The sequence below is a fragment of the Hylemonella sp. GW821-FHT10B10 genome (assembly GCF_059415585.1).
Genome location: NZ_JBWKNN010000001.1, coordinates 656,837 through 677,893, shown reverse-complemented (window position 1 = coordinate 677,893; position 21,057 = coordinate 656,837). Strand labels below are relative to the sequence as shown.

General features: G+C 65.9%; 20 protein-coding genes. 8 read left to right on the top strand and 12 right to left on the bottom strand.

The features are described 5' to 3' along the window. Positions 1 to 53: 53 nt before the first annotated feature. Genes AC07NT_RS03320 through AC07NT_RS03300 form a run of 5 tightly spaced genes read right to left on the bottom strand, consistent with a single transcriptional unit; the run spans position 54 to position 5,124 of the window. A complete protein-coding gene (locus AC07NT_RS03320) occupies positions 54 to 956 on the bottom strand; it encodes an EamA family transporter (protein WP_498597849.1) in 903 nt (300 codons plus the stop codon). After that, complete coding sequence (locus AC07NT_RS03315) at positions 953 to 1,960, bottom strand: SDR family oxidoreductase (RefSeq protein WP_498597850.1); 1,008 nt, start codon at positions 1,958 to 1,960, stop codon at positions 953 to 955. The genes AC07NT_RS03320 and AC07NT_RS03315 overlap by 4 nt, the downstream gene beginning before the upstream one ends. Then, the gene (locus tag AC07NT_RS03310; RefSeq protein ID WP_498597851.1) at positions 1,957 to 2,880 is read right to left on the bottom strand and encodes a bile acid:sodium symporter family protein; all 924 of its coding nucleotides are present in this window, start codon (positions 2,878 to 2,880) and stop codon (positions 1,957 to 1,959) included. Before AC07NT_RS03310 ends, AC07NT_RS03315 begins: the two co-directional genes overlap by 4 nt. Positions 2,881 to 2,902: 22 nt before the next feature. Further along, positions 2,903 to 4,234, bottom strand: a complete 1,332-nt coding sequence (locus tag AC07NT_RS03305; protein ID WP_498597852.1) for a flavin-containing monooxygenase — start codon at positions 4,232 to 4,234, stop codon at positions 2,903 to 2,905. Positions 4,235 to 4,290: 56 nt separating this feature from the next. Continuing rightward, positions 4,291 to 5,124: an SDR family oxidoreductase gene (locus AC07NT_RS03300; RefSeq protein ID WP_498597853.1), complete on the bottom strand. Its 834-nt coding sequence runs from the start codon at positions 5,122 to 5,124 to the stop codon at positions 4,291 to 4,293. Between the two features lie 132 nt (positions 5,125 to 5,256). Between AC07NT_RS03300 and AC07NT_RS03295 the strand changes: the two genes are divergently transcribed. Next, positions 5,257 to 6,018, top strand: a complete 762-nt coding sequence (locus AC07NT_RS03295) for an IclR family transcriptional regulator (protein ID WP_498597854.1) — start codon at positions 5,257 to 5,259, stop codon at positions 6,016 to 6,018. Positions 6,019 to 6,026: 8 nt separating this feature from the next. Here AC07NT_RS03295 and AC07NT_RS03290 read toward each other — a convergent pair whose 3' ends face one another. The 7 genes from AC07NT_RS03290 to AC07NT_RS03260 all read right to left on the bottom strand — a co-directional run bounded on the left by AC07NT_RS03290 (position 6,027) and on the right by AC07NT_RS03260 (position 13,646). Further along, positions 6,027 to 6,965, bottom strand: coding sequence for a 2-hydroxyacid dehydrogenase (locus tag AC07NT_RS03290; protein ID WP_498597855.1), 939 nt, complete (start codon positions 6,963 to 6,965; stop codon positions 6,027 to 6,029). Positions 6,966 to 6,981: 16 nt separating this feature from the next. Continuing rightward, a complete protein-coding gene (locus AC07NT_RS03285; protein ID WP_498597856.1) occupies positions 6,982 to 7,944 on the bottom strand; it encodes a Bug family tripartite tricarboxylate transporter substrate binding protein in 963 nt (320 codons plus the stop codon). Positions 7,945 to 7,973: 29 nt separating this feature from the next. Further along, positions 7,974 to 9,413 carry an aldehyde dehydrogenase family protein gene (locus AC07NT_RS03280; RefSeq protein WP_498597857.1) on the bottom strand — a complete coding sequence of 480 codons (1,440 nt, stop codon included), beginning with the start codon at positions 9,411 to 9,413 and terminating at the stop codon, positions 7,974 to 7,976. Between the two features lie 12 nt (positions 9,414 to 9,425). Then, positions 9,426 to 10,760 carry a glucarate dehydratase gene (gene gudD, locus AC07NT_RS03275; RefSeq protein WP_498597858.1) on the bottom strand — a complete coding sequence of 445 codons (1,335 nt, stop codon included), beginning with the start codon at positions 10,758 to 10,760 and terminating at the stop codon, positions 9,426 to 9,428. 72 nt (positions 10,761 to 10,832) lie between these two features. Then, a complete protein-coding gene (locus AC07NT_RS03270) occupies positions 10,833 to 11,783 on the bottom strand; it encodes a Bug family tripartite tricarboxylate transporter substrate binding protein (protein WP_498597859.1) in 951 nt (316 codons plus the stop codon). Between the two features lie 55 nt (positions 11,784 to 11,838). Beyond that, complete coding sequence (gene kdgD / locus AC07NT_RS03265) at positions 11,839 to 12,750, bottom strand: 5-dehydro-4-deoxyglucarate dehydratase (protein ID WP_498597860.1); 912 nt, start codon at positions 12,748 to 12,750, stop codon at positions 11,839 to 11,841. A 143-nt stretch (positions 12,751 to 12,893) separates the two neighbouring features. After that, entirely contained in the window at positions 12,894 to 13,646 is a 753-nt protein-coding gene (locus AC07NT_RS03260) for a FadR/GntR family transcriptional regulator (protein WP_498597861.1), read from the bottom strand. Positions 13,647 to 13,783: 137 nt separating this feature from the next. Between AC07NT_RS03260 and AC07NT_RS03255 the strand changes: the two genes are divergently transcribed. The 7 genes from AC07NT_RS03255 (at position 13,784) to AC07NT_RS03225 (ending at position 21,050) form a co-directional block, all read left to right on the top strand. Next, positions 13,784 to 14,608 carry an NAD-dependent epimerase/dehydratase family protein gene (locus AC07NT_RS03255; RefSeq protein WP_498597862.1) on the top strand — a complete coding sequence of 275 codons (825 nt, stop codon included), beginning with the start codon at positions 13,784 to 13,786 and terminating at the stop codon, positions 14,606 to 14,608. Positions 14,609 to 14,658: 50 nt separating this feature from the next. After that, the gene (locus tag AC07NT_RS03250; protein WP_498597863.1) at positions 14,659 to 15,630 is read left to right on the top strand and encodes a TRAP transporter substrate-binding protein; all 972 of its coding nucleotides are present in this window, start codon (positions 14,659 to 14,661) and stop codon (positions 15,628 to 15,630) included. A 112-nt stretch (positions 15,631 to 15,742) separates the two neighbouring features. Next, on the top strand, positions 15,743 to 16,231 hold the full coding sequence (locus tag AC07NT_RS03245; protein ID WP_498597864.1) for a TRAP transporter small permease: 489 nt from the start codon (positions 15,743 to 15,745) through the stop codon (positions 16,229 to 16,231). Then, positions 16,222 to 17,514 (top strand): TRAP transporter large permease, encoded by a 1,293-nt coding sequence (locus AC07NT_RS03240; RefSeq protein WP_498597865.1) that lies wholly within the window; start codon positions 16,222 to 16,224, stop codon positions 17,512 to 17,514. The genes AC07NT_RS03245 and AC07NT_RS03240 overlap by 10 nt, the downstream gene beginning before the upstream one ends. A gap of 28 nt (positions 17,515 to 17,542) precedes the next feature. Beyond that, positions 17,543 to 18,838, top strand: coding sequence for a glucarate dehydratase family protein (locus AC07NT_RS03235; protein WP_498597866.1), 1,296 nt, complete (start codon positions 17,543 to 17,545; stop codon positions 18,836 to 18,838). 28 nt (positions 18,839 to 18,866) lie between these two features. Then, positions 18,867 to 19,865 (top strand): Bug family tripartite tricarboxylate transporter substrate binding protein, encoded by a 999-nt coding sequence (locus AC07NT_RS03230; protein WP_498597867.1) that lies wholly within the window; start codon positions 18,867 to 18,869, stop codon positions 19,863 to 19,865. Positions 19,866 to 19,967: 102 nt separating this feature from the next. Further along, entirely contained in the window at positions 19,968 to 21,050 is a 1,083-nt protein-coding gene (locus tag AC07NT_RS03225; protein ID WP_498597868.1) for a lactonase family protein, read from the top strand. Positions 21,051 to 21,057 lie beyond the last annotated feature (7 nt).

The window sequence follows — 21,057 nt, the reverse complement described above, 5'->3', positions numbered from 1 at the left end:
ACGGAATTCTAGGAGTCGAGTCGGTACCGCCCTGTCTCCTCGGTGGCAGGATCTCAGCGTCGCGCCGTCCACCAACCGCCACTCTGATTGACCAGCATGCCGCAGAGCACAGCCACCGTGCCGGCCCATTGCAGGGCGTTGGGCTGCTCACCCAGCAGGGCCATCGCAGCGACCAGGCCCACCACGGGCACCAGCAGGGAAAAAGGCGTGATGCGGCCGGCCGGGTGGCGCTGCAGCAGACGTGTCCACAGACTGTAGGCCAGCAAAGTGGACAGCAGGGCCAGGTAGAGCACAGCGAACAGGGCCTTGCCATCGAAGGCCAGCAACTGCGCGTTCATCTGCTGCGGGCCGTCCACCCACCACGACAGAGCGAAGAAGGGAACTATGGGCACCAGGCTGCTCCAGACGATGAAGGGGAAAGCCTCGTAGCGTCCGGCCTGTGCGGCCTTGCGCGCCACCAGGTTGGAGACCGCCCACATGAAAGCCGCGCCGAGGGTGAGAATGAAACCCGCCAGCGTCATCTGCTGCGCGCCTTCGCCGTGGGCGCCGGCAATCATGAACAGGCCCGCAAGCGAGATGCACAGGCCCAGCCACTGCGACAAGCGTGCGCGCTCGCCCAGCAAGGTCACGGCCATGAGCAGCGTGAAGAGGGCCTGGGTCTGTATCACCACCGAGGCCATGCCCGCCGTCATGCCCAGCTTGAGGCCCAGGAACAGGAAACCGAACTGGCCCACGCCCTGGGCCAGGCCGTAGGCGACAACGTATTTCCAGGGCAGCGTGGGTCGCGGCACAAAGAGCAGAAAGGGCAGCGAGGCCGCCACGAAACGCAGGGCCCCCAGCAGCATGGGGCTGAGCGACTGCAGGCCGATCTTCATGACCACGAAGTTCAGGCCCCAGATGACAACCACGCCCAGGACACGCAGCAGGTCCCTGGTCGACAGCGCGGCCTGCGTCACGCTGCCGCACTCCGTGTCACCGCTCGACCCTGGCGCTCTCGCGCGGCGATGAAGACATCGAAGGCCTTGGCACTGCTCATGCGCGGTACATACCCCAGGCGTTCCTTGAGTGCGGTGTTGAGCAGAACAGGCCGGTACCGCAGGAAGTCAAGTTGCTCGGGTCCGTAGCGGGTGAGCCGCAGCCGCGAGCCCATGGCCAGGGCCGCAATCAACAGCCAGCCAGGCAGCGCGAGTATGGGCTTGCCCAGGCGCGCGGCGATCTGGTGGATGGTCAGTGCGCCGTCACCGGCCAGGTTGTAGCAACCGGGCGTGGCGCCTTCAAGGGCATGCAGCAGCGCGCCGGTGACATCTTCGTCCCAGATGAAAACAAAGGGGCTGTCGCTGCCACGCACGGCCAGCAGGCGCGGCTTCTCGAACAGCGCCGTGATCTGGTTGTCCACGCTCTCGCCCAGGATGGTGCCGATGCGAAAGACCGTCTGGGCCAGTTGCGGGTGCTGCCGGCGCCAGTCGGCCAGCATCTCTTCCACCAGGCGTTTGTGGTGGGCGTAGGCAAAACTCTCGTTGCCGCGCAAGGGATGCGACTCAGCGAGCCAGGCCGGATTGTCCGCGTGGTAGCCGTAGGCCGCACCGCTGGAAGACACGAGTACGTGCCGCACCCCCTCCTCTACGCAGGCCTGCAGCACGTTGCGCGTGCCGTTCACGTCCACGTCGTATTCGAAAGCACGGTTCGAATCACGTCCCGGCGTGACGATGGAAGCCAGGTGCACCACGGTATCGATGGCGTGCTCACGCAGGGTAGCCCGCAGGGCCGGGTCGCGCACGTCCTGCTGGCGATAGACCACGCCGGCTTCGCGGCGTGTCATGGGCACTTCACGCACGTCCAGGGCTACCACCACATCGGTGTTGTCCCGCCAGGCCAGGGCAGCGATCACACCCCGCCCCAGGAAACCGTCGGCCCCCGTGACCAGGATGCGGCGCGCGCGCGCCGTCTTCACTGTGCTCATGCGCGCAGCTCCTCGGGCGGCGGTACTGGCGCCCGGCGCCCCCACCAGCTGGCCAGGGCCAGCCCGGCGATGATGTCCCAGAAACCCCAGACGCCGGCCACCACGGCCATGCCGCCCAAGCCACCGAAGAAGCTGAAGATCAGCACCAGGCCCAGGCCGGCGTTGCGTATGCCCACCTCGATGCTCACGGCGCGGCGGTCGTAGTCCTGCAGGCCCGTCAGGCGTGCGCAGACATAACCGGTGCCAAAGGCCAGGGCATCGTGCAGGGCCACGGCCAGCAGGACCAGGCCCACGTAGTCGAGGAAAAAGCGCCAGTTGCCCACGATGGCACCGACGATGAAGCCGATCAGCGCCAGGAAGCTGATGATGCGCGCGGGCTTTTTCACGCGCTGGGTGAAGTTCGGCAGCTGGTGCGCGCATAGCAGGCCCAGCACGAAAGGCACACCGATGATGGCCACGATGTGCCCCACCATCTCGACCGGGTCCAGCGCGATGGTCTTGAGCAGGCCCGAGGCCTGTGGGTGCATGCCGCCCCAGAAGGCGAAGTTCAGTGGCATGACCACGATGGAGATGGCGTTGGAGATAGCCGTCATGGACACCGACAGGGCCACGTTGCCGCGTGCGCGGTGCGTGAGGATGTTGCTCACATTGCCCGGCGGGCAGCAGGCCACCAGAATCATGCCCAGGGCGATGCTGGGACCCACGCCCAGCAGCAGGGTCAGCGCAAACGTGACCGCGGGCAGCACGATGAACTGCGCGGCGATGCCCACGGTCATGGCCCAGGGCATCTTGGCCACGCGTTTGAAGTCCTCGACCCGCGTGTCCAGCGCGATGCCGAACATCAGGAAACCCAGCACCACATTGAGGACCGCCAGCGAGGCGGGATTGAAGTTCAGGCGTATTTCATCAACCGGCAGCATGGGTTCTCCCTGTGATCCGTTATCAGGCCAATGCGGCCGAGGCCTTGCGCACGGCGGCGCGGTAGGTGTCCTTGTGGACGTAGTAGGCCATGCGTTCGAGCTGGAGGTACTTGTAGCCGCCCGACATGTCGGGTGCGGGCCCGGCCATGGCAGCCGTCAGGGCCAGGGCCTGCGGCTTGTGTTCATCCATCGACTTGAAGTAACGCGCCACCAGTTCGGCCTGTTCGTAACGTCCTTGCCAACCTATACCGCTGGCCTCGATCATGCCCAGCACCGCCAGGCGCTGGAAACGCGGCGTGAAGATGTTGAAGTAAAGACGCGGCGCCATGCCCCGCCAGTTGAGATGCTCGCGCGCGATGAAGGGGTAGTGCAAGGTGTAGCCGGTCGCGGCCAGCACCATGTCGTAGTCCTGCTGGGTACCATCTTTGAAGTGCACGGTGCGGCCGTCGAAGCGCGCGATGTCGGGTTTGACGTGGATGTCGCCATGACCCAGGTGATGCAGGATCAGCGAATTCACGATGGGGTGCGACTCGTACATCTTGTACGTCGGCTTGGGAAAACCGAAACGTGTGGGATCGCCCGTGAACCATTTGAGCACGGTGCTGTCGACCTTCTGCTTGAGCCAGGCCGGCAGCGGGCGTTTGCCTCCCAGCGTGTCGGCCGGCTTGCCGAAGACGTACTTGGGCACGAAGTAATAACCGCGCCGCACCGAGATGTCCACGCTCTTGGCGTAGTGCACGGCGTCCACGGCGATGTCGCAACCCGAGTTGCCCGCGCCCACGATGAGCACGCGCTTGTCCTTGAACTGTTCGGCATGTTTGTAGGCCGAGGTGTGCAGCAGTTCCCCATCGAACTTTCCTTCGAAACGCGGCATGTTCGGTTCGGCCAGCGTGCCGTTGGCGATGACCACACCCTTGTACTCGGCGGTTTCGATGCGCCCGCCGCCGGCGTCGACGCTGACGCGCCAGAGCGTGTCGGGGCTATCGCTGACGGGCTCGACCTGCAGCACGCGCACGCCGAAGCGGAAGTGGCAGCGCAGATCAAAGTGGTCGGCGAAGTCGCTGAAATAGCGGCAGAGCTCACGGTGGCTGGGATAGTCGGCCGTGCCCTCGGGCATGGGGAATTCGGTGAACTCCGTCGTGCGCTTGCTGGAGATCAGATGGGCCGATTCATAGACGGTGGAACGCGGGTTCTGGATGTTCCACAGACCGCCCACGTCGGTGTAGGCCTCGAAACCCTGGAAGGGAATACCGAGCTTTTGCAGGTTGCGTGCGCCCGCCAGACCCGAAGGGCCGGCACCGATGAGCGCGATCATCTGTTGGGTGGGAAGGGAAGCAGGGGAAGCGACGGGCATGGTCAGTTTGTCTCTGGGTCGTTCTGGGAAATCAGATCAGTAGCGAGGCCGACGGCTCAGGGCGGGGGCGGCGGATGCAAACCCGGGATGGTCGTGGCGCCGGCCTCGCCTACACGCGGCTTGCGCGGCTGGCCGCGCAGCAGGTGGTCATGCAGTCTTGCCGGCAGGCAGGACAGCAGGCGCGACAGCCAGCCAATGCGTCGGGGCAGCACGATGTGCTCGCGCCCGCGCGCCACGCCGAGCAACAGCGCATGTGCCGCATCCTCGGGCGACATCAGGCCCGGCATGGCAAAGCGGTTGCCCGCGGTGAGCGCCGTGCGCAGGTAACCGGGGCTGACCGTGTGCACGCTCAGCGCGCTGCCACGGCATTCGGCACGCAGGCTTTCCAGGTAGCGGATCAGACCACCCTTGCTGGCACAGTAAGCCCCGTTGCCCGGCAGACCACGCCAGCCCGCGATGCTGGCCACACCCACCAGCGCGCAGCGCGCCTGCGGCTGTGCGCGCGCGGCCTGGACAAAAGGCTGGAAGGTGGTGGCCGGGCCCAGCAGGTTGATCTCCAGCATGCGGCGCATCACGGCCAGGTCGCCGGCTTCGGCGGTCTCGTAACCACCCGCCACGCCGGCGTTGGCGATCACCAGGTCAGGCAGGCCGGCGCGTTGCATCCAGTCCGCCGCCAGAGCCTGCATGGCGGCGCTGTCGGCCACGTCGGGCGTATAGATGGCGCAGCGGCCCGGGGCTGTGGCAGCCAGCGCTTCGAGCACGCCGCGGTGCAAACCCACCAGAGCCACCTGTGCACCGGCCCCCAGCAGTTCGCGCGCCAGGGCCTGACCCAGGCCGCCACAGGCACCGGTGATCACGGCATTGCGAAACGGCAGGGAGACAACGGGCATGGGATCTCTGGTATCGATGTTCTTTTAGGTGCGCCCCACAAGACTGGGACCGCCGGGGGCTTGTCTTAGACTGTAAGAGGGTGCGAGAATATTCCAGAATATTTTATTAAATCGTCTCGAAATCAGAGATTTATGACTGAAAAAGCGACGCCCTCCCCCGGCCTGCGCCTCTTCGATCTGCTGGAAATTCTGGTGCGGGAAGCCCGCGCGCTGACCCTGGCCGAGGCCGTGGCCGCCAGTGGCTGGCCCAAGCCCACGGTACACCGCATGCTCGCGCAGCTGGAGGCCGGCGAACTGCTGGTGCGCGAACCCGATGGTCGTCGTTATGCCCTGGCGCCGCGCCTGCTGCGCCTGTCCGAAGCCGCACTGGCCGGCAGCACCCAGCAGGGCGTGCGCCACGCCGTGCTGCGCCAGCTGGTGAGCGATGTGGGCGAGAGCTGTAACTTCACGGCGCTCTCGGGCAGCGAGGTGCTTTACCTGGACCGCATCGAGTCGGCCTTTCCTCTGCAGCTCAATCTGCGGCCGGGCACGCGCGTGCCCGTGCACTGCTCGGCCAGCGGCAAGCTGCTGTTGGCCCACCTGCCCGCCGCGCAGCGCAACGCCCTGCTCGACGGCCTGCCGCTCGAGCGCCACACCGCCACCACCTTGACCACGCGCGCCGCGCTGGAGGCCGAGTTCAAACGCATCCGCAAGGAAGACTATTCGGTGGATGCCGAGGAATTCGTCGAAGGCCTGGTCTGCGTGGCCGTGCCGGTGCGTGGCCCGGACGGACAGGGCGCACGCTGCGCTGTGGCCCTGCAGGCCCCGGTGGCCCGCATGTCGCTGGCGCAGGCGATCGAGAAGTTGCCGCGCCTGCAGGACGCTGCCCAGGCCCTGGCGCGGACCTGGGGCTGAGGCTGGTCCTAGGCCGGTGAGAGCAAGCGCCCTTCGGCAAAGAAGGACTGCAGGTTGTCAAACACACGGTCGGCCATGGCCTGGCGTGTTTCGCGCGTGGCACTGGCGATGTGCGGCAGCAGCACCACGTTGTCCAGCTGCATCAGCGCCTGCGGGACCTCGGGCTCGTGCTCGAACACGTCCAGCGCGGCACCCGCGATGCGCTTGTCCTGCAAGGCGCGGATCAGGGCCTGTTCATCCACCACGGAACCGCGTGCAACGTTGATCAGGAAACCATCGGCGCCCAGCGCGTTGAGCACGGCTTCATTGATCAGGTGGCGCGTGGCCGGGCCACCGGCGGTGATGACCACCAGGTAGTCGGCCCAGCGGGCCAGCTCCGTCAGGGAAGACTCGTAAGCCCATTCGGCATCGGCCACGGGTTTACGGGCGTGGTAGCGCACATCCATGTCGAAGCCGATGGAACGCCGGGCGATGGTGCGACCGATGCGGCCCAGGCCGACGATGCCCAGCTTGGCACCACTCACCTTGCGCCCCAGGGGGAAGGCCGGGCCCTGTACCCACTGCCCCTTGCGCACATAACGATCCGCCGCGCTCATGCCACGCGCGATGTCCAGCAAGAGGCCAAAGGCTGTGTCCGCCACGCAATCGTTGAGCACGTCAGGTGTATAGCCCACGGCGATGCCGCGGGCCTTGGCGTGGTCCACGTCGATCTTGTCCAGGCCGACGCCGAAATTGGAGATGACCTTCAGGTTGGGCAGACGGTCGATCACATCGTTCGACACTCCCACGGCGGCGGAACTGGCCAGCGCCGTGAACCCGGCCGCATGCGCGGTGAGGAAGGCCTCGGGGTCTTGTTCCTTGGCCAGGGTCGTCAGGTCGTAGGTCTGCGCCAGCCGGGTTTCCAGTGCGGGCGGCAAGCGGCCCACGTTGAGCAATTTGATTTTCATGGCCTCGTTCGATGTCTCAGTCCAGCGTGATGCCGCGGTTCTTGATGATGGCGGTGTAACGCTTGCGGTCCTCGTCGATCATCTTGGCAAATTCAGCCGGGGTGGTGCTGCGCGGGACGCCACCCAGATCCACCAGCCTGGACTTCACCTCGGGCGCGTTGATGACCTCACGCAGGTCCGCCGCGATCTTGTCGACCACCGCGGGCGGCGTGCCGGCCGGCGCCAGCAGGCCGATCCAGCTGATGGAGTTGAAACCCGGTACCGCGCTCTCCGCCAGCGTGGGCACCTCGGGCAGAGCGCTGACACGCTGGCTGCTGGTCACGGCCAGGGCCTTGAGCTTGCCGGCCTTGATGTGCCCAATGGCTTCCAGCACGGTCATGAAGGACAGCTGCACATTGCCGGCCAGCAGGTCCGCCACGGCAGGCCCGCCACCACGGTAGGGTACGTGCAGGATGAAGGTGCCCGTGGCTTCCTTGAACATTTCTGCGGCCAGATGGGGCGCGCCGCCGCCACCCGAGCTGCTGTAGTTCAGCCGGCCCGGCTGGCTCCTGGCCAGCGTGACGAACTCCTTGGCCGACCTGGCCGGTACGCCGGGGTTGACCATCATGGCCAGCGGCAGTTCCGCCACCAGCGAGATCGGGGCAAAGGCCTTGTCCGGGTCGTAGGGCAGCTTCTTGTACAGGATGGGATTGATGGCCTGGGTGCCGATATTGCCCATCAGGATGGTGTAGCCGTCGGGCTTGGCCTTGGCCACGAAGTCCGCGCCCAGCTGGCCCGCAGCGCCACCCTTGTTCTCGATGACCACGGGCTGCCCCCAGCGCATGCTGAGCCGCTGGGCCACGATGCGCGCGCCCGTGTCGGTCCCCCCACCCGGCGGGAAGGGGACGACCAGGGTCACGGGCCGGTTGGGAAAGTCCGCCTGCGCCAGGGCGGTGGCAGAAGCCAGAGCCAGGAGGAGAACGGTGATCACTTTTTTCATCTGCTTCGCTCCTGGCTGGCGGGTGGCACTCAGGCTTGCGTGTACGCCGTCTTCACCGTGGTGTAGAACTCGGCCGCGTAACGGCCCTGTTCGCGCGGGCCGTAACTGCTGCCCTTGCGACCGCCGAAGGGCACGTGGTAGTCCACCCCCGCCGTGGGCACGTTGACCATGACCATGCCGGCCTGGGCGTGACGCTTGAAATGCGTGGCGTGCTTGAGGCTGGTGGTGGCGATGCCGCTGGACAGGCCGAAAGGCGTGTCGTTGGCCAGGGCCAGGGCCTCGTCGTAGTTCTTGGCGCGGATCACGCTGATCACGGGGCCGAAGATCTCTTCGCGGTTGATGCGCATGGAGGCGCTGGTCTCGGTGAACAGCGCGGGCTGCAGGTAGAAACCGGGCGCGCCGTCGGCGTTGTGTTCCATCACCTGGCCACCCGCTGCGAGCTTGGCGCCTTCGGCCTTGCCGATGGCGATGTACTCCAGGTCCTGGGCCAGCTGCGACTGGTCGACCACGGGGCCGATGTCGGTGCCCTTCTTGCGCGCGTCGTCCACCTTGATGGCTTTCATCTTTTCGGCCACGGCCGCCACGAAACGGTCGTGGATACCCTCGGTCACGATCACACGCGAGGACGCCGTGCAGCGCTGGCCGGTGGAGTAGAAGCCGCTCTGCACAGCGCAGTTCACGGCCACGTCCAGATCCGCGTCGTCGAGCACGACGAAGGGGTTCTTGCCCCCCATCTCGAGCTGGAACTTGGCCATGCGGGCCACGCAGGCCGCGGCCACCTTCTGGCCGGTACCCACCGAACCCGTGAAGCTGATGGCGTCCACGCGCTTGTCTTCCAGGAACACGGCGCCCACTTCGGAGCCTCGGCCCATGACCAGGTTGAACACGCCCTTGGGCAGGCCGGCGCGCTGCAGGATGTCGGCCAGGGCCCAGGCCGAGCCGGGTACCAGCTCGGCCGGTTTCATGACCACGGTGTTGCCGAAAGCCAGGGCCGGCGCTAGCTTCCAGGCGGGAATGGCGATGGGGAAATTCCAGGGGGTGATCAGGCCCACCACACCCAGGGCTTCGCGCGTGACTTCCACGCCCACGCCCGGGCGCACCGAGGGCACCACCTCACCGCCAACGCGTAGGGCTTCGCCTGCGAAGAATTTGAAGATGTTGCCGGCACGGGCCACTTCACCGATGGCTTCGGGCAGGGTCTTGCCTTCTTCGCGCGCGAGCAGGTCGCCCAGCTCGTTGCGACGCGCCAGGATCTCGGTGCCGGCAGCGTCGAGGATGTCGAAGCGCTGCTGGGGTGTACTCAGCGACCAGCCGCCAAAGGCAGCGCGGGCCGCACCGACGGCATCGCGCGCCTGGGCTGCGTCGGCCTGGGCGTACTCACCGACCACGTCACGCGTGTCGGAGGGGTTGATGTTTTTCGAGACGCGGGCGCCTTCGACCCATTCGCCATTGATCAGATTCTTGAACATGATTACTCTCTTTCAGCGGACCATGCAGGGCCGTTTGTTGTCGAATTTCCAGCCGGGGATCAGGTACTGCATGGCGGTGGCGTCGTCGCGCGCGCCCAGGCCATGCTGCATATAGAGTTGATGCGCTTTCTCGACCTCGACCATGTCGAGCTCCACGCCCAGGCCCGGTTTTTTGGGCACCTGCACGTGGCCGCCCACGATCTGCAGCGGCTCTTTGGTGAGGCGCTGGCCGTCCTGCCAGATCCAGTGCGTGTCGATGGCCGTGACCTTGCCGGGCGCGGCCGCGCCCACGTGGGTGAACATGGCCAGCGAGACGTCGAAGTGGTTGTTGGAGTGCGAGCCCCAGGTCAGGCCCCAGTCGCGGCAAGTCTGCGCCACACGGACCGAACCGGCCATGGTCCAGAAGTGCGGGTCGGCCAGCGGGATGTCCACGCTTTGCAAAGACAGGGCATGGCTGAGCTGACGCCAGTCGGTGGCCACCATATTGGTCGCGGTGGGCAGGCCGGTGGCTCGGCGGAATTCGGCCATGACCTCACGACCTGAAAAGCCGTCTTCGGCGCCGCAGGGGTCTTCCGCGTAGGCCACCACACCGCGCATGCGCTGGCCCAGGCGGATCGCGTCCTTGAGCAGCCAGCCGCCGTTGGGGTCCAGCGTCACGCGCGCCTGCGGGAAGCGCTCGTGCAGCGCAATCACGGCGTCGACCTCTTCGTCGCCGCGCATCACACCGCCCTTGAGCTTGAAGTCATTGAAGCCGTACTTTTCGCGGGCCGCCTCGGCCAGGCGCACCACGGCCTGTGGTGTCATGGCCTCTTCGTGGCGCAGACGGAACCAGGCGTTGTCGGCGCCAGGTTCGCTGGCATAGGGCAGATCGGTCTTCTTGCGGTCACCGACGAAGAAAAGGTAACCGAGCATCTCCACCGCGTCACGCTGCTGACCTTCGCCGAGCAGGGCCGCCACGGGCACGTCCAGGTGCTGGCCCAGCAGGTCCAGCAGGGCCGATTCGACGGCCGTCACGGCGTGGATGGTGGTGCGCAGATCGAAGGTCTGCAGGCCGCGGCCACCGACATCGCGGTCGGCGAACTGCTTCTGCACCTGCTGCAGCACACGCTGGTGCGCGCCGATGGGCTGGCCCACGACGAGCGCACGCGCGTCTTCGAGGGTCTGGCGAATCTTCTCGCCGCCCGGCACCTCACCCACACCGGTGCGGCCAGCGCTGTCCTTCAGGATCAGCAGGTTGCGCGTGAAAAAAGGCGCGTGGGCGCCGCTGAGGTTGAGCAGCATGCCGTCACGGCCGGCGACGGGAATGACGCGCAGCTCGGTGACCAGGGGAGTCGAAGCGTTGGGCATGTGAAGGAAAAGAAAGCGGAGAGAAGAAACCCGCCCTGAAAGTCTGGTTTCGGGGCAGGCGCCAGGCCGGGATCAGTCGGCCGAGATCTTGCGGCTCTCGATCAGCTTCTTCCAGCGCGAGAACTCCGCAGCCTGGTAGGCCGTGAACTGCGCCGGCGTGTTCGCCACGATCTCGAAGCCCAGGTCCAGCAGCTTGGGCTTGACGGCCGGGTCGTTCAGGCCGGCCACGATGGCGGCATGCAACTTGGCCCTGATGTCGGCCGGCAGCCCCCTGGGCGCGGCGATGGCCTGCCAGGAGTAGACGTTGGCGTCCTTGATGCCCGACTCTTCCAGCGTGGGCACGCTGGGCAGCAGGGGCGAGCGCTGGGCGCTGGTGATGGCCAGGGCCTTGAGCTTGCCGGCCTTGATTTGCGGCATGGCGGTGTTGATGTTCATGAAGGAAGCATCCACCTGGTTGCCCAGCAGGTCGTTCATCACCGGGCCGCCGCCCTTGTAGGGCACGTGGATGCCGGTCGTCTTGGTCTGCTGCCAGAAGAGTTCGGCCGTGAGGTGATCGCTGCTGCCATTGCCCGAGGAGGCAAAGGTCATCTTGTCCGGGTTGCCGCGCAGCCAGGTCAGCACGTCGGCCAGGCTGTTGTGCGCCGAAGCCGCCGGCACCACGAGCACATTGGGTGCCTGCACGGCGACCGTGATGTAGTCGAAGTCCTTGAGCGCGTCATAGGGCACCTTGATCAGGTGCGGCGTGATCACATAGGGACCGAGCGAGGCCACCAGCAGGGTGTGGCCGTCCGGCGCGGAGCGGGCCACCTGGCCGGCACCGATGGAGCCGGTGGCGCCGGCCTTGTTGTCCACCACAAAGGTGCCACCAAGCTTTTCCTGCAGCTTGGGCGCCAGCACGCGGGCGATGAGGTCGGTGGAGCCGCCCGGCGGGAAGGGCACGAGCAGGGTCACGGGCTTGTCGGGCCAGGCCCAGGCGCTGCAGGCCGCGGCCGCGAGGGTCAGCGACGTCAGAAATTTCTTCATGGTTGTCTCCTTCGTGGTGATAGGCAAGGGCTGCTCTCTGCGGAGCAGTGGCAGCTTACTGCGGGCCCAGCTTCTTGATCAAGGCGGCCAGCTCTTCCATCTCGGCGGGCTTGAGGTCGGTCAGCGGCGCGCGCACAGGGCCGGCATCGTGGCCGACGATCTTGGCGCCGGCCTTCACGATGCTCACAGCATACCCATGACCCTTGTTGCGGATCTGCAGGTAGGGCATGAAGAAATCGCGCAGCAGGCGGTGCTGCGTGGCCATGTCGTCCTTGGCCACCGCGTGGTAGAAATCCATCGCGGTCTTGGGGATGAAGTTGAACACCGCCGAGGAGTACACGGGCGTGCCCAGGGCCTTGTAGGCCGCGGCGTAGACCTCGGCCGTGGGCAGGCCGCCCAGATAGGCAAAGCGGTCGCCCATCTTCATGTAGACGGAGGACATGAGCTCGATGTCGCCGATGCCGTCCTTGAAGCCGATCAGGTTGGGGCAGCGCTCGGCCAGGATGGCCAGGGAGTCGGGGGTGAGGCGGCAGACGTTGCGGTTGTAGACGATGACACCGAACTTCACGCTCTTGCAGACCTGCTCCACATGGGCAATCAGGCCTTCCTGGCCGGCTTCGGTCAGGTAGTGCGGCAGCAGCAGGATGCCGTGGGCGCCGGCGCGCTCGGCTTCCTGGGCGCACTGGATGGCAAAACGCGTGGGGCCGCCTGCGCCAGCGATGATCGGCACCTTGCCGCGACAGGTGTCCACGGCGGTCTTGATGATGCGGGTGTATTCGTCACCCGTCAGCGAGAAGAACTCCCCCGTGCCGCCGGCGGCGAACAGGGCACTGGCGCCATAGGGGGCCAGCCATTCCAGGCGGGCTGCGTAGCCCTTGGGGTTGAAGTTTTCCTGCGCATCAAAGTCGGTCAGCGGGAACGACAGCAGACCGCTGGACATGATGGATTTGAGTTCTTGGGGTTGCATGGATGTGTCTCCGAAAAATTCAGGGCCAAAAAGACAAGTCAGATCTTTTGTTGTCAGTCATCATACAACATAGACCGGGATTGTCAAACCCCTCTCCACGCCACTTCCAGACCCGCCGGAGATCCGCTCCAGCCCGGCAAAAGCTATTTGTTGTCGGTCAGGTCCGTCGACAGGACGGCGGCACGGCGGCGACGCTCGCGGCTGTTGGCCAGGTGCGTGCGCATGGCCGCGCGGGCTGCGTCCGGGTCCTGGTTGGCAATGGCGTCGTAGATGTTCTCGTGCTCGGCGTTGGCCCGCAGCAGATAGCTGCGCTGGGCCTCGTTGGCGGCCCCGGAAGCGGTCAGGCGCGCGCGCGGGATGATCATGGAACCCAGCGTGCTCATCAGCTCGGCGAAATGCGGGTTCTGCGTGGCGCGCGCAATCTCCTGGTGGAACTGGAAATCGGGGCCCACGGCATCGCGCCCCTCGGCCAGGGCCGCGGCGAAACCATCGAGCGCCGTGCGCATCTCCGAGAGATTGCGCGCCGTGCGCCGCGCCGCCGCCAGAGCCGCTGCCTCGGTCTCCAGACCGATGCGCAGCTCCAGCACGGCGATCACGTCGTGCAGGGTGGCAATCTGCTCGGGCGCGATGCGGAAGGCCGCACCGTCCCCCAGGCCCACGACAAAGGTGCCGATACCGTGTCGCGTCTCCACCAGCCCCGAGGCCTGGAGCTTGGAGATCGCCTCGCGCACGACAGTGCGGCTGACGCCGAACTCCTCCATGATCTCGGCCTCGGTCGGCAGCTTGTTGCCAGGGACGATACGGCCGTCGCGAATGCGGTCCCCCAGGGAGTCGACGAGTTCCAGCGCAAGGGTGCGGGGCCGGCGGCGCTGGACGGGCGGGAGACTAGAGCTCATCAGGGTTTACCCCAGTAATTTTGAGATTGACAAGACTGGCTGGCATCAGGAAGATAGTTGTATGACAACTGATGACAAAAAGCAAGTCATATAACAACACTTTAGCCGATCCACTTCAGCACCTGACCCACATTTTCATGCCGACCGCTCACGCCACCCCCCTACGTTTTGCCCGACTCCTGCTGACCGGCGCTGCCGGCGGCCTGGGCAAGGAACTGCGCACCCGCCTCAAGGCCTACTGCGATGTGCTGCGCCTGTCGGACATCGCCGACCTGGGCCAGGCTGCCCCTGGCGAGGAAGTCATGCCCGCAGCCCTGGAGGACAAGGCCGCCGTGGACGCCCTGCTCAAGGGCGTCGATGCGGTGGTGCACCTGGGCGGCGTCTCGACCGAGCATTCGTTTGAAGACATCCTGCCGGCCAACATCCTCGGCACCTACCACATCTACGAAGGCGCGCGTCGGCATGGCGCCAAGCGCATCATCTTCGCCAGTTCCAACCACGTGACGGGCTTCTACCGCCAGGACGAGGTGATCGGCACCGATGTGCGCATGCGTCCCGACGGTTATTACGGCCTGTCCAAGGCCTTCGGCGAGAACCTGGCCCAGTTCTACTGGGACCGTTACGGCATCGAAACCGTCTCGCTGCGCATCGGGTCCTCCTTCCCTGCTCCCCGGGACCGCCGCATGCTCGCCAGCTGGATGAGCTACGACGACCTGGAGCGCCTGGTCATGTCCGCGCTGACCGCCCCCGTGGTCGGCCACAGCGTCATCTACGGCATCAGCGACAACGCCACCGCCTGGTATGACAACACCCAGGCACGCCACATCGGCTACCGCCCGCAGGACAGCTCCGATCGCTTCCGCGCCGAAGTCGAAGCCCGCCAGCCGGCGCTGGACCGCAAGGACCCGGCAGTCGTCTACCAGGGCGGCGGTTTCGTCAAACAGGGCCCATTCGAAAGCTGAACCTCAACCTTTTCCCGAAGCCAACCTACCCTAACCACAAGGAGACATCCGTGAAAGCCTATCCCCGTACCCTCATCACCCTGCTGGCCGCGCTCGGCCTGGCCAGCGCCGCCCAGGCCGTGGAGTTCCGCTCTGCCGACATCCACAACGCCGACGACTACCCCACCGTGGTGGCCGTCAAGTACATGAGCGATGTGCTCGAGAAGAAGAGCGGCGGCAAGTACAAGATCAAGGTCTTCAACAAGGGCGCCCTGGGCACCGAGAAGGAAACCATCGACCAGGTCAAGATCGGCGCGCTGGAAATGACCCGCGTGAACATCAGCCCCATGAACGGCATCTGCCCGCTGACGCAGGTCCCCACCATGCCCTTCCTGTTCCGCTCGGTGGACCATATGCGCAAGTCGCTGGACGGCCCGGTCGGCGAGGAAATCCTCAAGAACTGCGAATCGGCCGGTTTCATCGGCTTGGCCTTCTATGACAGCGGCGCCCGTTCGATCTACGCCAAGAAGCCGATCAAGACCGTGGCCGACGCCAAGGGCCTGAAGATCCGCGTGCAGCAGTCCGACCTGTGGGTCGCCCTGGTCGGCGCCATGGGTGCCAACGCCACGCCCATGCCCTACGGTGAGGTCTACACCGGCCTGAAGACCGGCCTGATCGATGCCGCGGAAAACAACATCCCGTCCTTCGACACCGCCAAGCACGCCGAGGCCGTCAAGATCTATTCCAAGACCGAGCACTCGATGGCCCCTGAAATGCTGCTGATGTCCAAGCTGGTCTGGGACAAGCTGTCCAAGGCCGACCAGGACATGATCCGCTCTGCCGCCAAGGAATCGGTGGCCGTGCAGCGTCAGAAGTGGGACGAGCAGGAGACCAAGTCTCTGGCCAACGTGAAGGCCCAGGGCGCGCAGATCATCGAAGTCGACAAGGCGTCCTTCCAGGCCGTGATGGGCCCGGTGTACGACAAGTTCATGACCACGCCCGAGATGAAGCGTCTGGTCAAGGCCGTGCAGGACACGAAGTAAGCACACCCCTGAAGCGTCTGCGGCGCCTCCCCCTCAAGGGGGCGCCGCCAGCGGAGGACCGGCAAAGCCGGATCCGCGGCGGCCCTCGAAAACCCCCTCTCCAGTTCAAATTATGTATACGCGTCTTTGCGTCTGGCTCTCGCGCCTGAGCCTGGGCCTGGCCGTCATCGGCCTGCTCGCTGTGATCCTGTGCGTGCAATGGCAGGTGATCGGCCGTTATGTTTTCAATGACACACCGACCTGGGCCGAGGCCCTGGCCATGTTGCTCGTTCTCTTTGTCACGGCCTTCGGCCTGGCGGTCGGCGTGCGCGATGCCGGCCACATCGGCCTGGAATCGATGGTGCAGCTGCTGCCACCGAAGTGGCAGCACGGCATCGAGTTGCTGATCCACGCCCTGGTGGGCCTGTTCGGCGCTCTCATGGTGAAGGGCGGCTGGCTGTGGGCCTCCGCCAAGTGGACCGAGAAGAAACCCATGCTCCCTGTACCCGACGGGATCGACTACGTGCCGCTGGTCATCGCCGGCGCCCTGATCGTCCTGTTTTCAATTGAACACATCGTAGCGTTGCTGCAAGGCAAGGAAGTGGTGCCCGCATGGAACTGACCGTTCTCGCCCTGAGTTTCACCGTCCTGCTGCTGCTGGGCGTTCCTGTGGCCTTTGCCATCGGCCTGTCCTCCGTCGCCACCATCATCGCGGCCGGCCTGCCCGTGGCCGTCGTCTTCCAGAAGATGGTCGGCGGCATGCAGGTCTTCAGCTTCCTGGCCATCCCCTTCTTCGTCTTTGCCGGCGAGCTCATGCTCTACGGCGGTATCGCCGAACGCATCGTGCGTTTCGCCAACAGCCTGGTGGGCCATGTGCGCGGCGGCCTGGGCATGAGCAATGTGGTCGGTTGCACGCTGTTCGGCGGCGTCGCCGGTTCGCCCCTGGCCGACGTCTCGGCCATGGGCTCGGTGATGATTCCGCTGATGAAAAAGGAAGGGTATGACGCCGACTATGCGGTCAATGTCACCACCCACGCAGCCCTGGTCGGCGCCATCATGCCGACCTCGCACAACCTGATCATCTTCACGCTGGCCACCTCGGGCATCGCCTCGATCAGCGTGGTCGGGCTCATCCTGGCCGGCCTGATTCCGGCCATCCTTTTGACGCTGTGCAACCTGGCCGCCGCCTACTGGGTGGCCGTGCGGCGCGGCTACCCCACGCACGGCGCTTTCCCAGGCTGGCGTGAGGTGGGGTTGGCCTTCGCCGCGGCGATGCCGGGCCTGCTGGTGGTGGTCATCATCCTGGGGGGCATCCTCTCAGGGGTTTTCACCGCGACCGAGTCGGCCTCGATCGCCGTGGCCTGGGCCCTGCTGATCACCACCCTGGTCTACCGCTCGCTGAGCTGGAAGAACTTCCTGAAGGCCTGCGCCAAAGCCTGCAAGACCACGGGCGTGGTATTGCTGCTGATCGGCATCTCGGCCGCCTTCGGTTATTTCATGGCGCTGTACGAAGTGCCGCAGAAGACCGGCGACCTGATGAAGAGCGTGAGCAGCGATCCCTGGGTCATCTTCCTGATGATCAACGTGCTGCTTTTCCTGCTCGGCACCTTCCTGGACATGGCGGCCACCATCCTGATCTGCACGCCCATCTTCATGCCCATTGCCATGCAGTTCGGCATGGATCCGCTGCAGTTCGGCATCGTGATGCTGATCAACTGCGCACTGGGCCTGAACACGCCACCGGTCGGCTCCGTCCAGTTCGTGGGCTGCGCGATCGGAGAGATATCGGTCGGGCAGGTCATGCGCTCCATCGCGCCGTTCTACGGTGCCCTGGGTGTGTGCCTGCTGCTGGTCACCTATGTGCCGGCGTTCTCTCTCTGGCTGCCGGGCATGCTGGCGAAGTGATCCACGCCCTCCAGGCTCCACACGCGTCATGACCACCTCGCACGCCATCCGGCACGTCCGCATCACGCCCATCGCCTTCCGCGACCCGCCGCTGCTCAACGCGGCGGGCATTCACGAGCCCTGGGCGCTGCGCTCCATCATCGAGATCGAGACGGCCTCGGGCTTGGTCGGCATCAACGAAAGCTACGGCGACCTGCCCATGCTGGAGTCGCTGGCCACGGCGACCCAGGCGCTGCAGGGCCTGTCGCCCTGGGCGCTCAACGAGATGGAAAGCCGCGTGCGCGCGCTGGTCACGCCGCCCGCATTGACCAAGTCGGAGTTCCTGGGCCAGCAGGTTTCGCTGGCACCGGGCACACACGTCTCCAAGACCGTGGCCAAGGTCATCAGCGCCTTTGAAGTGGCGATGATGGATCTGCAGGGCCAGCTGAGCAACGCACCCGTGGTTGATCTGCTGGGTGGCGCGGCGCGTGACCGCGTGCCCTACTCGGCCTATCTGTTCTACAAGTACGCCGGGCACATCGAAAAGCCCTACCCCCCGGATCCTTGGGGCGAAGCACTCACACCGGAACAGCTCGTCGCGCAGGCGCGTCGCATGATCGACCAATACGGTTTCCAGAGCATCAAGCTCAAGGCCGGCACACTGCCGCCCGAACAGGAGGCCGCAGGTGTCCTCGCGCTGGCCAAAGCCTTTCCCGGCACGCCGCTGCGCATCGACCCCAATGGCAACTGGACCGTGGCGACCAGCCTCAAGATCGTGCAACAGCTGCGCGGCGTGCTCGAGTATTACGAAGACCCGGCCCCGGGCCTGGACGGCATGGCGGCCGTCGCGCGTGCATGCGAAGTGCCCCTGGCCACCAACATGGTCGTGACCGACTTCGCCGAATTCCGTCGCAACGTCGAGATGGGCTGCCCCGTCAAGATCGTCCTCAGTGACCACCACTACTGGGGTGGCCTGCGCGCCACGCAGCAGCTCTCCATGCTCTGCCGCACCTTCGACCTTGGTCTGTCCATGCACAGCAACTCGCATCTGGGCATCAGCCTGGTCGCCATGACCCACCTCTGCGCCAGCGTACCGCTGCTGACCTATGCCTGCGACACGCACTACCCCTGGCAAGACGAGGAAATCGTCACCGGCGGGCGCCTGAAGTTCGAGAACGGCAGCCTGCGCGTGCCCACCGGCCCCGGCCTGGGCGTGACGCTGGACCGCGAGGCCCTGGCCCGCCTGCACGACAACTACCTGCGCTGCGGCATCCGCAACCGCAACGACCTGGCGCAGATGCAGAAATACGACCCCGGCTTCTCAGGCATCCAGCCCCGCTTCTGAACCATCCGTGTCAACCCAGGAGACTTCCATGCAACGCCGTACGCTGATCCGTCACTCTTTCGCTGCCAGTGCACTGCTGCTGGGTGGCGCTCTGCTCACCTCCCTGCCCGCCATGGCGCAAGGCAGCTGGCCCACGGGCAAGGCCATCACCTATGTGGTGCCCTTTGCGCCCGGCGGCAACACCGACACCCTGGCCCGCCTGATCGCCCAGCCCCTGGGTGCGGCGCTGGGCACACCGGTGGTCATCGACAACAAGGGCGGCGCTGGTGGCAGCGTGGGCTCGGCCATCGCCGCGCGCGCGCCCGCCGACGGCTACACCATCCTGGGCGGCACCATCAGCTCCCACTCCATCAATGTGAGCCTGTACGCCAAGATCGACTACGACCCCGTCAAATCCTTCACGCCCGTGGCCATGCTGGGCTCCGGCCCGCTGGTCCTGGTGGTCCCCGCCTCCAGTCCCTACAAGACACTGAACGACGTGCTGGCCGCCAGCAAGGCCAAGACAGGTGGCCTGTCCTCGGCCTCGCCGGGCACCGGCACCTCGCCGCACATGGCACTGGAGTTGCTGGCCTACCAATCCGGCGTGAAATTCACGCACGTACCCTACAAGGGCAGCGGCCCGGCGGTGCAGGACGTGATCGGCGGCCAGGTGGACATGATGTTTGACACCGTGCTGATCGTCGGCCCTCACATCCAGTCCGGCAAGCTGCGCCCCATCGCCGTGAGCAGTTCCAAGCGCCTGGAGTCGCTGCCCGACGTGCCCACCATCGCCGAAGCCGGCCAGAAGGGCTTCGACATGGGTTCCTGGCAGGCCGTGTTCGCGCCGGCAGGCACGCCCAAGCCCGTCGTGGACCGCCTGCACACGGAGATCATGAAGATCGTCGCCACACCCGACGTCCAGGCGCGCCTCAAGTCCTTCGGCATGGTGCCCTCCAGCATGACGCCCGCCGAGCTCGGCGACTACCAGAAGGCGGAAGTCGCCAAGTGGGCCAAGGTGATCAAGGCAGCAGGCATCACTGCCGACTGACCGACGCTGACATCCAGGCGTCAAGCCCCTTCAAGAACCGCCAGCCAAGTTTGCCGAATTTTCTGAAACGACGATAACGATGACCACAAGGAGACCTGTTCCATGTCCATCCGCCAACTCCTCTGGGGGGCCGCTGCGGCGGCGTGCCTGATGCTGCAAGGCTGCGCCACCTCCACCACCGCCACGGCCTATGTGACCAACGCCGACAGCCGCGAGATCAGCGTGCTGGAACTGGACAAGCGCGCGGGCACCCTGCGTTCCATCCAGACCGTGCCGGTCAGCGGTGTCGCCATGCCCATGGCGCTGAGCCCGGACCAGAAAAAGCTCTACGTGGCCCTGCGCTCCGAGCCCTTCACGGCCGCGGCTTTCACCATCGACGGCACCACGGGTCAGCTGAGCCCCCTGGCGAACGCGGCCCTGCCGGACAGCATGGCCAACATCGCCACCGACCGCAGTGGGCGCTGGTTGTTCGCCGCCTCCTACGGCGGCCACCGCGCCAGCGTGTCGCCCATCGGTGTCGACGGCAAGCCCGCCGCCGCAGTGCAGATCGTGGCCAACGGCAAAAACGCCCATGCGGCCGTACCCGATGCGGCCAACCGCAATGTCTACATCACCAGCCTGGGCACCGACCAGGTCTTCCAGTGGCGCTTCGACGCCGCCAGCGGACAGCTCACACCCAATGATCCGCCAGCCATGGCGGCGCGCCCGGGCAGCGGCCCGCGCCACCTGGTGTTCCACCCGAACGGCCGCCACGCCTACCTGCTGGGCGAACTCGACGCCACGGTGGAGCTGCTCGAGGTCGACGCCACCAAGGGCTTGCTGAGCCGCAAGCAGCACTGGTCCACCCTGCCTGCCGGCTTCACGGGCAAGGCCTGGGGCGCCGACCTGCACCTGACACCGGACGGCCGTTTCCTCTACACCAGCGAACGCAACTCCAACACACTGGCGATCTGGCGCGTCGACGCCGGCAGCGGTATGCTGAGTCTGGTGGGCCATCAGCCCACCGAACAGCAGCCCCGCGGCTTCCAGATCGACGCCTCGGGCCAGTGGCTGATCGCCGCCGGTCAGGTCTCGCATTCCGTCACGCTGTACCGCATCGATGGCGACAGCGGTCGCCTGACCCCCACCCAACGCCTCCCCGTTGGCAAGAACCCGAACTGGATCGAAATCGTCGATCGTCCCTGACCCTTTG